This window comes from Alsobacter sp. KACC 23698 (genome assembly GCF_045348435.1).
GTDB lineage: Bacteria > Pseudomonadota > Alphaproteobacteria > Rhizobiales > Beijerinckiaceae > Alsobacter.
The window spans coordinates 415,644-428,235 of the sequence record NZ_CP157484.1 but is presented as its reverse complement, the minus strand read 5'-3'; the positions used below and the strand labels follow the sequence as shown (position 1 = coordinate 428,235).

Sequence of the window (12,592 nt, the reverse complement as noted above, 5' to 3'; positions counted from 1 at the left end):
ACGCCGCTCAGGTGGGATCCCGCGCGGGCTCCTCGGCCTGGAGCCCCGGCCACCAGCGGAACGCCGCCGGGATGAGGAACGCGACCAGGACGAAGCGCGCCAGGTGGTGCACGCCCACATAGACCGGATCGAGGCCGAGCGCGAAGGCCAGCACCGTCATGGCCTCCAGCCCGCCCGGCGCGAAGGCCACGGCGGTCTCGCCGAACGGCACGCCGACGATCGCCGTCACCGCGACCGCGCCCAGCGCCGACAGCGACAGCGTGGCCGCGAAGGAGACGATCGCGGCCGGCGCGGTGCGCAGCACCGTCATGGCTTCCAGCCCGCGGAAGCGCTGGCCGATGAACACGCCGATCAGCACGAACCCGATCAGGGAGAAGATAGGCGGCATGCCGCCATGCACGAGGCCGGGCGCCGTGACCAGGCCGCTCGCCAGCATCGGGCCGAGGATGAACGCGCCGGCGACGTTCAGCTTCTCGCAGGCGATGGCGCCCGCGATCGACACGGCGAACAGGATCGCCAGGGCGCCTGCGTCGGCCGGCGGGCGGATCGCCGCCGCGCCGCCCGAGCCGTGCTCGGCGGCCACGATGGCCATGGGCAGGATCGCGACCAGCACGAATAGGCGGACCAGCTGGACCACCACGATGCGGGCGACGTCGGCGCCCTGGTCGGCGGCGATGACCAGCACGGTCGAGAGCGCGCCGGGCGCGGAGGCCAACAGGGCGTCGCGCGCCGACCAGCCCGACACATGGACCAGCACGGCCGCCGACCCGGCGATGACGACCACCACGGAGACGGCCAGGATGGCCAGGCTGCCGGGATAATCGACGAAGGCGCTCACCGATTCGGGCGTCATCGACGCGCCCATCGAGACGCCGGCGATGATGAGGGCGAGCTCGCGAAAGGCCGGGACCATCGGCGGGGCGATGTCGGCCGCCGCCAGGGCCGCCGTGACGATCATCGCGCCGGAGAGCCACGGGGCCGGGATTCCAGCCCATTCGAAGGCCCAGCCGCCCAGCGCGGCGGCGGACATCAGGCCGATCTGCGCCAGGATGGCGCGCAAGGCCGGCGCTGCGTGTGAACCCATGGGCGGCGGAGGGACTGGAAAGCAGAGCAAAGCGGGGACCGTTGACCTCGATCAATGACGGTTCGCGATCCCTGCGTCAATTTGGATCCCGTGATGAGCGGCGGCTGAGCGGCTCTGTCCCGAGGCGGCGGGGGTCTCCGCGGGACGCGCTCACTGTCCGGTCCCACGTCATCCATGGCGGCTACGCCGTGGGCCGGGGCGCCCGGCACGGTCTCGGGGGAGCTGTGTCGGGCGCTTCCCGTCCGCCCGCATGATGGGGCGGGCGCAGACGGGTTCTTCTTGCGTCGATCCGGAAGACGACGCGCCGGCGAGAACGCGGCGGCGCCTCAGTTCCCTATACGTCAGGTCAATGCGAGCCGGTGCACTGGCACAGGCGGCAGACATTCACGATCGTGACCTCGTCGTGCCGCCCATAGTCGAGGAAGCCCTCGCGCTTCAGGTGCGAGAAGGCGCGGCTCACCGTCTCCAGCGTCAGGCCGAGATAGTCGGCGATCTCCTGGCGGGTGAGCGGCACCTGCACCTGCGCCTGGTCCGCCTTGCGGTCGCCCGAGGGGCCCTGGCAGCCATTGCCGCCCCGGTTGGGGAGAAGCCGCATCAGGAAGGTGGAGACCCGCTCCACGGCCGACTTGCGACCGAGCAGCATCGCGTGGTCGTGCAGGGCGCAGACCTGCGCGCGCAGGCCGGCCGAGATCAGCCGTTGCAGTTCGGCGGAGGCCTCGACCGTCTGGCGGTCGTAGAGGGCGATGCGCGACGCCAGCACCGTCTCGACCGTGACGTCGGCGAGATGGCTGACGCTGAGGCCGAACACGTCGCCCGGCCCGAGCAGGTCGGTGATCTGGCGGCGACCGTCGGGCAGGAGCTTGGACAGCATCACCGCGCCTTCGAGCACCACATAGAGGAAGCGCTCGACGTCGCCTTCGTCGATGACGCTTTCACGCGGCCCGAGGTCGAGACGGCGGACGGCCTTGTCGGCCGGCGCCTCGATGCGGCCGGGATGGGAGATGCCCAGCGTCCAGCCAGCGTCGTGCTTGGGGGGAATGCGGTCCCGCATGGGGTCCGGCCGAGGAGCAACGAGGGACATACGAGCCTCTCCGGGGGTAGCGGCGCGTTCTGACGTCACGAGGACGCCGCCAGGGGATAGACGTCACAGGGGCAACTTAGCGTGAGCTCGGCGTCTTCGCATCGGTTGTTCGCCGTAAGCACTGCTACGGACTGTGAAATGAAACGGGTCGGCGGCCGGTCTCCGGAGCCCGGCGTTCAGATGATCTGGGAGATGGTCTCGGCGCTCAGCGGCTTCCTGAGCACCCGGACGGCCCCGAGACCCTGGATCTGCTTTTCGATGGCGGACTGGGGCTGGCCCGTGATGGCGACGACGCGAGGCGGGTCCTTGAGGCCCTGGAGCCAGCCGATCACCTTGGCGCCGCTGATGCCCGGCAGCAGGAGGTCGACGATGATGGTGTCGCCGGCGACCGGCGGCTCGCCCTCCAGAAAGCTCTCCGCATCCGGGTAGGTGGCCACGGTCAGGCCCAAGCCGTTCAGGAACATGAGCAGGGAATCGCTCACGCCAGGATCGTCTTCGAGGATGTGGATGGTCACAGAGGGCTACCGCAAGCTGGCCGCGCCGGTCCCGCACAGGAGACCTCGCATCCTTGATCACTATCAAACTATAATGGCTGAGAAATGCGCGGATTCCATCCGTAGCTTCACGGACCGGCGGGAGATTCTCGCCGAAGGGCCGCTTTGGCCCGTGTGGAGCGGCCCTCGCGAGGCCCGCCGGCGCTCAGTTCCGGCGCACGTCCGAATACACGATGCGCACGAGGTCGGCGGTGTTGCGGGCGCCCAGCTTCTCCATGATGCGGGCCCGGTGCACCTCGATGGTGCGCGGGCTGATGCCGAGCTGGCGGCCCGCTTCCTTGTTCGACGCGCCGAGCGCGATCCGCTCGAGCACCTCGCGTTCGCGCGGCGTCAGCTGCTCCTCGCCCGAGAACGCGGCCAGGATCATGTCGCCGGAATTCCGCGCTCCCTTGCGGCCGCGCGCCTCGATGGCGTCGCGCACGCGCTGCACGACGGTGTCGGCGTCGAAGGGCTTTTCGATGAAGTCATGCGCGCCCTGGCGAATGGCCTCGACGGCCATCGGGATGTCGCCCTGGCCGGAGATCATGAACACCGGCGCCCCGTAGTGAGGCCCGAGCTCCTGCAGAACCTCCAGGCCGGAGCGCCCCGGCATGTGAACGTCCAGAACCACGACGTCCGGCGTGCGCGAGCGCGCCGCCGCCAGGAAGGAGGCGCCGTCCGGAAAAGCCTCCACCCGGAAGCCCTCCATCTCGAACACCAGCCGCAGGGCGTCCCGCACCGCCCCGTCGTCGTCGACGATGAAGACGTCCTGGTCTATCTGGCCCGCTTGTCCCATGTGCACTCGCCGCCAAGTCCCGCGGCCGCTTCAGCTGCGGCCACTCATCATGATGGGGCGCCGGGCATCCGCAATCTTCCCAATTGGGCGGATCACGCATTCGGCGCCATTCTGTGTGGACCGGCGCAGCGGTCTGCGCCAATCGTCATCCTGCGTCCTCGTCCGCCGACCCGTTGTCGGGCGCGGCGATGATCGGCAGTTGAAGGACGAAGCGAGCGCCACGCCCATCGCCGCCGGGATCGACCGTGAGGTCTCCCGCATGATTTTGCGCGATCGTGCGGGAGATGGATAGGCCTAGCCCCATCCCGGTGCGCTTGGAAGTAGAAAATGCCTTGAAGATCGTCGGTACGGCCGTGGGAGGCAGCCCGGGCCCGTTGTCCTCGACGACGACCTCCAGGTGCTCCCCGTCCTTGCGGGTCTCGATGGTGATCGCCGGAAGCTCGCGCCCCTTCAGCGCCTCCACGGCGTTGCGCAGGAGATTGACCACGATCTGCTGGATCTGCACGGCGTCGACGAGCGCCTTGGGCAGGCCGCGGGAGTAGCGGCGGACGACCCGGGGGGGATTGCGCTGGCCCAGCATCACCAGCTCCAGGGCCTCGTCCACGATGGCGTTGATCTCGACTTCGCGCCGCTGCGGCTCCCGCTTCTCCACGAAATGGCGCATGCGGCTGATGATCGCCCCGGCCCGCTCGGCCTCGTGGACGGCCTTTTCGAGCACCTGCCGGAAGGTCTCCACCGGTAGCGTCGCGCCCTGCACGGCCCGGGTGATGCTGCGCGTGGCGGCCTGCAGATACAGCATGATGGCGGTGAGCGGCTGGTTCAGCTCGTGGGCGAGCGCGGCTCCCATCTCGTCCATGGCGGAGACGCGGGCGATGTGCACGAGGTCCGCCTGCAGCTCGTTGAAGCGCCGCTCGGCTTCCTTGCGCGAGCGCAGGTCGCGGATGATGCCGATGAACTGCCGCCCGTCCGGCGTGCGCGCCTCGCCGACGGAGAGTTCGACCGGGAACTCGGTCCCGTCCTTGTGCCGGGCCCGGACCTCGCGCCCGATGCCGATGATCTTGCGCTCGCCGGTGCCGACGTAGTTGTCGAGATAGCGGTCATGCGCCGAGGCGTAGTCCGACGGCATGATCAGCTGGACGTTCTGGCCGAGCGCCTCTTCCGGCGCGTAGCCGAACAGGCTCTCGCACGCCTTGTTGTAGACGAGGATCTTGCCTTGCTCCTCGATGACGAGGATGCCGTCGACGGCGGTGTCGAGGACGCTGGCGAGGCGTGCGTCCGACACGGTCGGGCGCGTGGGTCCGCCATGCTGGTCGTCGCCCTGCTTCACGCGTCCCACCCCATGGCGCCATTCTGGCGCGCCGGCGCCGCCAGCGCAACCGGCGGACGGTGGGGCCTCAGTGCGCCAGGGCCGCCGCGATTCGGCGGGCCGCTTCCTGGATGTCCTCGGGACGGCGCGCGAAGCACAGGCGGAAATAGGCCTCCCCGCCGGCCCCGAAGGCCGCGCCCGGCGCGATGCCCACATTGGCCTCGTCGACCAGCCGCAGCGCCATGCGCCTCGTGTCGGTCTCTCCCTTGATGGAGAAGAACAGGTAGAAGGCGCCCGCCGGCTCCGCGAAGTCGACCCGGCCGGTAGCCGCGAGGCCCTTGCAGATGATGTCGCGGCCGCGGCGCACGCGCTCGATCTGATGCTCGACGAAGCCCTCGCCCTGGTCGAGCGCCACCACGGCGGCGCGCTGCAGGAAGGCCGGCACGCCCGAGCAGGAATACTGCATGAGGTTCTCGACGACCTGGCCCAGCGCCGGGTGGCACTCCAGCCAGCCGACCCGCCAGCCGGTCATGGCCCAGTTCTTCGAGAAGGTCTGCACGAAGAGGATGCGGTCCTGCTCGTCCATGATGTCGTGGAAGGACGGCGCCAGCGCCGCGCCGTCGAAGACGAAGCGGCCATAGATCTCGTCCGCCACGATCCACAGGCCGTGGCGGCGCGCCAGCGCCAGGATCGCCTCCAGCTCCTCGCGGGTGGCCGTCCAGCCCGTCGGATTGGACGGCGAGTTGACGATGATGAGCCTGGTGCGCGGCGTGACGGCGGCCGCGAGGCGCTCCACGTCGAGCGACCACCGGTTGCGCACAGGGTCGACGCTCATCGGTACCTCGACCGGCGTCGCGCCGCCGACCGTCACCGCGCCGAGGAAGTTCGGCCAGGACGGCGACGGGATCAGCACCTCGTCGCCCGCGCCCGCCGCGATGCGGATCGCCATCTGCAGCGCGTGCATGCCGCCCGTCGTGACGTGGAACCGCTCCGGCGGCAGCGCCTGGCCGTAGAGGCGGCTCATGTAGCGCGAGATCGCGTCGCGGAGCTCGGGGATGCCGCGCTGATAGGTGTAGAAGGTCTCGCCCGCCGCCAGGGCGCGGGTGGCCGCGTCCTGGATGAAGCCCGGCGTGGGCAGGTCGCCCTCCCCCACCCAGAGCGGGATGAGCCCCTGACGGCCGCGTCCGTAGTTGAACACCTCCACGATGCCGCTTTCCGGCGCGCCGGCCGCCTCGGGCCGCACGGCGGCGAGCAAGGCGTCGGTGGAAGCGGCCGGCCTGGCGTCCAGGACAGGGTCGGCCGGGTCGGCCGTCCGGAGGTCGGCGGGGGCGGAGAGATCGGTCATCAAGGAATCGAGCCGCTTGCATCACCAGGGATGAAGCGGCTCTTCTGCCACGCGTCTCCCGCCGCCGTCTTCTCAAAAAACGTCATCGGAGCCATCAGCGTCGCTTCTGGCCCGATGCAGCTCCCGTCAGCCCTTGGCGGCCAGGATGTCGCGGATTCCGGTGAGGAGCACTTCCTCCTTGGTGGGCGCGGCCGGCACGGTGGGCTTGGCGGCCTCCTGGCGCTGGATGCGGGTGATCGCCTTGACGACGATGAACAGCACCCACGCGATGATCAGGAAGAAGACGACCGTGTTGATGAAATTGCCGATCCCCATGACGGCGCCGGCCTTCTTGGCGTCCCCATAGGCCATCCCGAGCTTCACCGAACTGGAGAGCGGGATGTAGATGTTGGAGAAATCCAGGCCGCCCGTGATCGCCCCGATGATCGGCATGATGATGTCGTTGACGAGCGAGTCGACGATCTTGCCGAAAGCCGCGCCGATGACGACGCCGATCGCCAGATCGACGACGTTGCCGCGCATGGCGAAAGCCTTGAACTCGTTGAGCATGGAACCCCTCCTGCGGCGGGCGCCGGAGGCGGCCCGCTTTCAAACGAAGGCTAGACAATTGTCGGAAAAAGAAAAGACGTCGGCGAACGTTTCAACCATCGCGCGAACTGTCGGCTAAATCCCATCACCGAGCTGTACTTCCGCCAGGACGCGAAGGCGGCTAGGCTTCTCTCCGGTTGAGAGGGGGAGGACGGTGTTGGCGGGCTGGTCGGTCGTTCTGACCGCGTTGGCGTATCTGTGCATCCTGTTCGCCGTCGCCCATTACGGCGACACGGCCGGACGGCGCTGGGTCACCGGCCGGGCGCGGCCCACCATCCAGGCTCTCGCCCTGGCGGTGTTCTGCACCTCGTGGACCTTCTTCGGCTCGGTCGGGCTGGCGTCCCGCTCGGGCCTCGACTTCCTGGCGATCTATATCGGCCCCGCCTTGGTGATCGGGCTCTGCTACGGTCTCGTCGGCCGCATCGTGCGCCTCGCCAAGTCGCAGAACATCACCTCGATCGCGGATTTCGTGGCCTCGCGCTATGGCAAGAGCGAGCGGGTGGCGGCGCTGGTCAGCCTCACCGCGGTCATCGGCTGCGTGCCCTATATCGCGCTCCAGTTGAAGGCGATCGCGGCCTCGCTCACCACCCTGCTGGACGCCGTCCAGCCTGGCGCGGTGTCCCAGTCGGTGCCGATCTTCGGCGACCTCGCCTTGCTGATCGCCCTCATCCTGGCCGGCTTCGCCACGGCGTTCGGCACCCGCCATGTCGACGCCACCGAGCACCAGGACGGCCTGATGCTGGCCGTGGCGGCGGAGTCGGTCGTCAAGCTCCTGTCCTTCCTGGCCGTCGGGGCGGCGGTGGTCTACGGCCTCTTCGACGGGATGGGCGACCTCCTGGCGAAGGCGGCGGCCCGGACGGACCTGACGCCCCTGCTGGACCGCGGGGCGGGCTGGCCGGCCTTCCTGGGCGTCACCATGATGTCGGGCCTGATCATCCTGCTGCTGCCGCGGCAGTTCCACGTGACCGTGGTGGAGAACCGCGACCCCGCCGACACGCGCCGCGCGGCGTGGCTCTTCCCGCTCTATCTGGCGCTCATCAACCTCTTCGTCGTGCCGCTCGCGCTGGCCGCGGACCTGCTGCTGCCGCTCGGCGTCGACCGCGACATGGCGGTGCTGGAGCTGCCGCTGCGCCACGGCCAGAACGTCATGACGCTGATCGCCTTCACGGGCGGCCTCTCGGCGGCGACCGCCATGGTGATCGTGGAGAGCGTCGCGCTCGCCATCATGATTTCCAACGACCTCGTGATCCCGCTGGTGCTGCGCCGGCGCGCCGTCACGGGCGCGGCCGGCATCGGCAACATGGGCGGGCTGATCCTGGCGGTGCGGCGGGTGGCGATCCTGCTGGTGCTGCTGCTGGCCTATTTCTACTTCAAGAACATGGGCGAGGCGGCGCTTGCGTCGATCGGGCTGATCTCCTTCGCGGCCATCGCCCAGATCGCGCCGGCCTTCTTCGCGGGCCTGTTCTGGCGGCGCGCCACGGCGCTGGGGGCGACGGCTGGCATCGTGTCCGGCCTCCTGGTCTGGGCCGCCACCCTGTTCATCCCCAGCGTCGCGGACCCGGACTGGCTGCGCTCGCTGAGCGCCATCGGGGTCGACTGGGTGGGGCTCGACAGCCTGCTGGTCGGCGTCCATCCGGACGGCATCCGCTTCGGCCTGAACGAGATCACGCGCGGCGCGGCCTGGAGCCTCGGCGTCAACGCGCTCGCCTTCACGGCCTTTTCGCTGGCGCGGCCGGCCAACCCGATCGAGCGGCTGCAGGCGAGCACCTTCGTGTCGCCCGACATGCCGCAGATGGGCCAGTCCTTCCGGCTCTGGCGCGCCACCGTCACGGTGGGCGAGTTGCGCGCCACGGTGGCGCGCTACCTGGGCGAGGAGCAGGCGGCCTCCTCCTTCCAGGCCTTCTCGGCCAGCCGCGGCCTGCCGCTGGAGCCGGGGCGCGACGCCGACATCCACCTGCTGCGCTACGCCGAGCACCTCTTGGCCTCCGCCATCGGGGCGGCGTCGTCCCGCCTCGTCCTGTCGCTGCTGCTGCGCCGGCGCAACGTCACCAAGAAGGCCGCGCTCAAGCTCCTGGACGACGCCTCCGCGGCCATCCAGTACAACCGCGACCTGCTGCAGCACGCGCTCGATCACGCCCGCCAGGGCATCACGGTGTTCGACCGCGACCTGCGCCTGATGTGCTGGAACCGTGAGTTCCAGGAGCTGTTCGACCTGCCGCCCGACCTCGCCCGGGCGGGCACCGGCCTCGACGAGATCGTGCGCTTCAACGCGGCGCGCGGCAGCTACGGGCCGGGCGAGCCGGACGAATTCGTCACCTCCCGGCTGGAGAGCTTCGTCAACGACGCCGAGCCCGTCCGGGTGCGCCTGCACGACAGCCACAAGGTCATCGAGATCCGCTCCGCCCATATGCCGGACGGCGGCATCGTGACCACCTACACGGACATCACCGCCTCGGTGGAGGCCGAGGAGGCGCTCGAGCGCGCCAACGAGACGCTGGAGCGCCGGGTCCGCGAGCGCACCGAGGAGCTGATGCGCCTCAACGAGGAGCTCGGCCGCGCCAAGGCCCAGGCCGATGACGCCAATGTGTCGAAGACGCGCTTCCTCGCCGCCGCCAGCCACGACATCCTGCAGCCGCTGAACGCCGCGCGGCTCTACGCCACCTCGCTGGTGGAGCGCACCCAGGCCGGCGACGTCGCCGGGCTGGCCCAGAACGTCGACGCCTCGCTGGAGGCGGTCGAGGAAATCCTGACCGCCCTGCTCGATATCTCCCGGCTCGATTCCGGAGCCATGAAGGCGGAGGTGTCGAGCTTCCGCATCGACGACATCCTCAACCAGCTGAAGCTGGAGTTCGAGCCCGTCGCCCGCGAGAAGGGCCTGCGCCTCACTTTCATGCCCTGCTCCCTGACGGTGCGTTCGGACCGGCGCCTGCTGCGGCGGCTGTTGCAGAACCTTGTCTCGAACGCGATCAAATACACCATGAAAGGCCGCGTCCTCGTCGGCTGCAGGCGCCGGCGCGGGCGGCTGCGGCTGGAGGTCTGGGACACCGGGCTCGGCATCCCGCCGTCCAAGCAGAAGGCCGTGTTCCGCGAGTTCCAGCGGCTCGACCAGGGCGCCCGGGCGGCCCCCGGGCTAGGGCTGGGCCTCTCCATCGTGGAACGCATCGGGCGCGTGCTGGACCATCCAATCCGGCTGCAGTCGCAGCTGGGCCGCGGCTCGGTATTCACGGTCGAGCTGCCGGTGGCCGCCCCGCTACCGGCGATGGCGGCGCAGCGCGACGCCCGGCCGACGGTCGCCGCTCCGCTGGCCGGCATGGCGGTGCTGTGCATCGACAACGAGCCCGCGATCCTGAACGGCATGACGACCCTGCTCACCGGCTGGGGCTGCGCCGTGCTGGCCGCCCCGGGCCTGAAGGAGGCCCAGGCCGCCCTGCGCCGCCGCAAGCTGCGGCCCGACGTCGTGATCGCCGACTACCATCTCGACGAGGGCGACGGCATCGAGGCCATCACGGCGCTGCGCTGGAAGCTGGGCGCCGACCTGCCCGCCGTGCTGGTCACGGCCGACCGCACGCCGGCCGTGCGCGACCTCGCCTCTGAGAAAGACATCCACGTGCTCAACAAGCCCCTGAAGCCCGCGGCGCTGCGCGCGCTGCTGGCGCAATGGCGGGCGACCCGCGCGGCGGCGGAGTGATCCCGCCCGCCTGGTGCGCAGCAAGGCCGCTCTTCCTTTTTCGTCTGACCTCCCACTTCTGGACACGTCGAGCCCAGCCACGCGTGTCCGGCAGCCGACAAGCCACGCCATGCAGAATGATGAATCATCGGTAAAGAAGATCAGGAACAATCGAGTTATTGATTAACGTCAGTTTATGAAATTTTTGACATTACTCAACTCACAACAAAAGTGAGTGGGTGCCATGGCGTTCAAAGGTCCAAGTCGGTTCTCCCGGCTGCTGAAAGCTTTCGCGACAAACGAGAACGGCGCTTTCTCGGTGGTGTTCATCGTCGCGGTGCTTCCCATCCTCGCGATGGTGGGGCTCGCGGTCGATTACTCGCGGCTGACCAAACTGGAAGCCCAGCTGCAGAATATGGCCGACTCGGCCTCGGTCGCGGCTGCTGTGGCGGTCAAGACTAACCCATCCGCGAACTATGTTCTCAAGGCCGAGCATTTCAAATCGGCAAATACCGATAAAATCGATATCACCAAGGTTAATTATACGGTCACGAAGGACACTACGGCCCGCACCGTCACCGTGGACCTCTCGACGACTGTCGGCAACTACTTCGGAATTTTCCTCGGTAAACGGTTCTCGCAACTCTCGACGCGGTCCGTCGCCAACTACGACACCTTGCCGCCGATGGAACTGGCGATCGTTTTCGACGTGACCGGCTCGATGAAGTATATCGGCAACGGCGACAGCGGCTCCTCCGTCCCGGTTCCGAAGCCCGGCAGCAAGGCGCGGCAAGCTCAGAAGGGATTGAAGAAGTTTCTGGAGAAGCTGAAGGCGGTGGCCGACGTCAGGGCGGCTCTGGTCCCGTTCGCCACCGTGGTCAAGATCGACGCAGACTCGACGCGCTACAAACCCTGGCTCAACTGGAGCGCGAGTTCGGTCGCGAATGTCAGCACGACCGCCTGGGAGGGATGCCTCGTCGACCGGGACAAGGATGTCGGCCCCTTCGTGTCGCAGTACGACGCGAGATATCCGGCGACGACCTGTAAGAAAGATCACTGGAACGCGACGCGGTGGACTGGAAGCAAGGCGAACGACGTCTCCAACTTCACCAGTGATCTCGGCGAATTGAAGTCCAGGATCGACGGCCTGCAGTTCGACGGATGCACCAACATCACCCTCGGCGCCTACTGGGGTGGAGTGATGCTCGATCCACAGCGGCCGATCGCGGGTGCTGCGAACTGGGGCGACCGGAAAAAGATCATGCTCCTCATGTCAGACGGCATGAACACCACCGATCGGTGGACCTCAATCCCGGACGCCGGCGAGTGCGCCCGCAAGGAGAGCATGGACCCTCTCACGATCGACACCTGCAGCGCGATCAAATCCAAGAACATCGAGATCTACGCGATCAATGTCGTGAACGGCGATCCCCACGTCCTCGAGGAATGCGCGAGCGGGCCGGACCATTACTTCTACGCCAGCAACGCCGCCAAGGTCGCGGAGCACCTCGAGGCCTTGACGGACGAGATGAAGAAACGAACGATCGTCAGATTGGTGAACTGAGGTCGAACTACGCCCGGGCGCAAAGCATGCTTTGCGCCCTTGGCCGTGCAAGATCCAAATGGCGTGCCTAGATCTCGTAGGTGACCACACATCGAGGATCGTCATGAGCGCCGCCGTCAACGCACCCCACCCCTTCCCGCCGGTCGCCGCGGGAACCCGCATCGGGCATGTCCATCTGAAGGTGGCCGACTTGGACCGCGCCATTGCGTTCTATTCGGGCGTGCTCGGTTTCGAGGTGCAGCAGCATTACGGGACCCAGGCCGCCTTTCTGTCGGCCGGGGGCTATCACCACCATCTCGGCCTCAACACCTGGGAAAGCCGCGGGGGCTCGCCGCCTCCGGCCGGGACCACCGGCCTGTTCCACACCGCCATCCTCTATCCGACGCGCCGCGACCTCGCCGACGCGTTGCGTCGGCTGGTCGCCGCCGGCGTTCCGCTGACCGGCGCCTCCGATCACGGCGTCAGCGAGGCGCTCTACCTGGACGACCCTGACCGCAACGGCGTCGAGCTCTACTGGGACCGCCCGGAATCCGAATGGCCCCGCAATCCCGACGGCTCCCTCGCCATGATGACCGAGCGGCTGGACTTGCAGAACCTCCTCTCCGAACTGGAGCGCTGACGCCGGCGT

Annotated in this window: 10 protein-coding genes; 3 read left to right on the top strand and 7 right to left on the bottom strand. The window is 68.4% G+C overall.

From position 1 onward, the window contains the following. Positions 1-7 precede the first annotated feature (7 nt). The 7 genes from ABEG18_RS01875 to mscL form a co-directional block, all read right to left on the bottom strand. Positions 8-1,084 carry an AbrB family transcriptional regulator gene (locus ABEG18_RS01875; RefSeq protein WP_406856403.1) on the bottom strand — a complete coding sequence of 359 codons (1,077 nt, stop codon included), beginning with the start codon at positions 1,082-1,084 and terminating at the stop codon, positions 8-10. A 346-nt stretch (positions 1,085-1,430) separates the two neighbouring features. Then, the gene (locus tag ABEG18_RS01870) at positions 1,431-2,165 is read right to left on the bottom strand and encodes a Crp/Fnr family transcriptional regulator (protein ID WP_406856402.1); all 735 of its coding nucleotides are present in this window, start codon (positions 2,163-2,165) and stop codon (positions 1,431-1,433) included. A 176-nt stretch (positions 2,166-2,341) separates the two neighbouring features. After that, the gene (locus tag ABEG18_RS01865; RefSeq protein WP_406856401.1) at positions 2,342-2,647 is read right to left on the bottom strand and encodes a response regulator; all 306 of its coding nucleotides are present in this window, start codon (positions 2,645-2,647) and stop codon (positions 2,342-2,344) included. A gap of 217 nt (positions 2,648-2,864) precedes the next feature. Beyond that, complete coding sequence (locus ABEG18_RS01860; protein WP_406856400.1) at positions 2,865-3,494, bottom strand: response regulator transcription factor; 630 nt, start codon at positions 3,492-3,494, stop codon at positions 2,865-2,867. A 145-nt stretch (positions 3,495-3,639) separates the two neighbouring features. Then, positions 3,640-4,821 (bottom strand): nitrogen regulation protein NR(II), encoded by a 1,182-nt coding sequence (locus ABEG18_RS01855; RefSeq protein WP_406856399.1) that lies wholly within the window; start codon positions 4,819-4,821, stop codon positions 3,640-3,642. A gap of 67 nt (positions 4,822-4,888) precedes the next feature. Next, positions 4,889-6,145 (bottom strand): pyridoxal phosphate-dependent aminotransferase, encoded by a 1,257-nt coding sequence (locus tag ABEG18_RS01850; protein ID WP_406856398.1) that lies wholly within the window; start codon positions 6,143-6,145, stop codon positions 4,889-4,891. A 126-nt stretch (positions 6,146-6,271) separates the two neighbouring features. Continuing rightward, on the bottom strand, positions 6,272-6,694 hold the full coding sequence (mscL, locus tag ABEG18_RS01845) for a large conductance mechanosensitive channel protein MscL (protein WP_406856397.1): 423 nt from the start codon (positions 6,692-6,694) through the stop codon (positions 6,272-6,274). A 193-nt stretch (positions 6,695-6,887) separates the two neighbouring features. Here mscL and ABEG18_RS01840 point away from each other — a divergent pair, with 193 nt between their 5' ends. The 3 genes from ABEG18_RS01840 (at position 6,888) to ABEG18_RS01830 (ending at position 12,583) form a co-directional block, all read left to right on the top strand. Further along, positions 6,888-10,421 (top strand): NahK/ErcS family hybrid sensor histidine kinase/response regulator, encoded by a 3,534-nt coding sequence (locus ABEG18_RS01840; RefSeq protein ID WP_406856396.1) that lies wholly within the window; start codon positions 6,888-6,890, stop codon positions 10,419-10,421. Between the two features lie 223 nt (positions 10,422-10,644). Continuing rightward, a complete protein-coding gene (locus tag ABEG18_RS01835; RefSeq protein ID WP_406856395.1) occupies positions 10,645-11,964 on the top strand; it encodes a pilus assembly protein TadG-related protein in 1,320 nt (439 codons plus the stop codon). 103 nt (positions 11,965-12,067) lie between these two features. Further along, entirely contained in the window at positions 12,068-12,583 is a 516-nt protein-coding gene (locus ABEG18_RS01830) for a VOC family protein (RefSeq protein ID WP_406856394.1), read from the top strand. Positions 12,584-12,592: the final 9 nt, after the last annotated feature.

Coding starts and splice junctions, on each gene's coding strand:
- ABEG18_RS01875 (WP_406856403.1), bottom strand. CDS start 1,084: ATGGGTTCACACGCAGCGCCGGCCTTGCGCGCCATCCTGGCGCAGATC.
- ABEG18_RS01870 (WP_406856402.1), bottom strand. CDS start 2,165: ATGTCCCTCGTTGCTCCTCGGCCGGACCCCATGCGGGACCGCATTCCC.
- ABEG18_RS01830 (WP_406856394.1), top strand. CDS start 12,068: ATGAGCGCCGCCGTCAACGCACCCCACCCCTTCCCGCCGGTCGCCGCG.
- ABEG18_RS01860 (WP_406856400.1), bottom strand. CDS start 3,494: ATGGGACAAGCGGGCCAGATAGACCAGGACGTCTTCATCGTCGACGAC.
- ABEG18_RS01835 (WP_406856395.1), top strand. CDS start 10,645: ATGGCGTTCAAAGGTCCAAGTCGGTTCTCCCGGCTGCTGAAAGCTTTC.
- mscL (WP_406856397.1), bottom strand. CDS start 6,694: ATGCTCAACGAGTTCAAGGCTTTCGCCATGCGCGGCAACGTCGTCGAT.
- ABEG18_RS01850 (WP_406856398.1), bottom strand. CDS start 6,145: ATGACCGATCTCTCCGCCCCCGCCGACCTCCGGACGGCCGACCCGGCC.